The following is a 685-nucleotide window of genomic DNA, read 5'->3' as shown; positions in this document are numbered from 1 at the left end:
GGATCGGAGGCGGTTCGGGCTCATCAAGGGGCTCTGGAGGGTGATTACTGCCAGTCCATGGCTGCTCCTCGTCTTGGGCGGGGAGATGCTCAATCTGCTCAGCCAGTGCGTCCAGACCTTTGCGAATGGCCGCTTTGGTCGCTGCTGGAGAGTGATCCGTATCCGCCAGCAATGGCATTACTGGCCCAATGGGCTCCCATACGCCCGGGAAAAGTTGAGCGAGGGAAGCAATCATCTTGTTAGGGAGCGCAGGGTGGAATTCGTTTGTGAGGACGTGGACAGATTCTAAAGGCTTAATAGAGAAGTCCTGCCCTCTCTGTGTGCCATCATGTCTTTGAGACCCGTCATATTTAACGGAGCCATCGTAATGCAACGGCTCATCGGCCTCTGATTTCCTGTAATTCAGAATGAACCACCAGGACACTACAAGCTGCTGAACTTCTGAATCCTGTGCAGTCAGGCTGGTTTTCTCAATGCCATCTGGAAAACGAACGGAGGTGTAAAACCATTCCTCTTTCTCGCTGCCTTCAATCCGGACTGGTGGGTACCAATCGCCTGCTGCACTGCCAGAGGGGAGCTTCCAGAACTTCCCACGACTGGGACTATCTTCCACCATAACTCTGTCTATCCTCTTTCTGATGCCAGCAGCGCCCTCAAACGGCTAAAGTGGACTGGTCCACCAAGA

General features: G+C 53.7%; 1 protein-coding gene. It reads right to left on the bottom strand.

The window, feature by feature from the left end; all coding sequences use genetic code 11:
* Positions 1-616: hypothetical protein (locus GOB90_RS18745; protein WP_173572231.1), on the bottom strand; the 616-nt coding region annotated here is incomplete at its 3' end.
* Positions 617-685 lie beyond the last annotated feature (69 nt).

The organism is Acetobacter oeni (genome assembly GCF_011516825.1).
GTDB classification, from domain to species: domain Bacteria; phylum Pseudomonadota; class Alphaproteobacteria; order Acetobacterales; family Acetobacteraceae; genus Acetobacter; species Acetobacter oeni.
The sequence above is the reverse complement of the archived record's forward strand: the minus strand, read 5'-3'. Positions and strand labels throughout refer to the sequence as shown.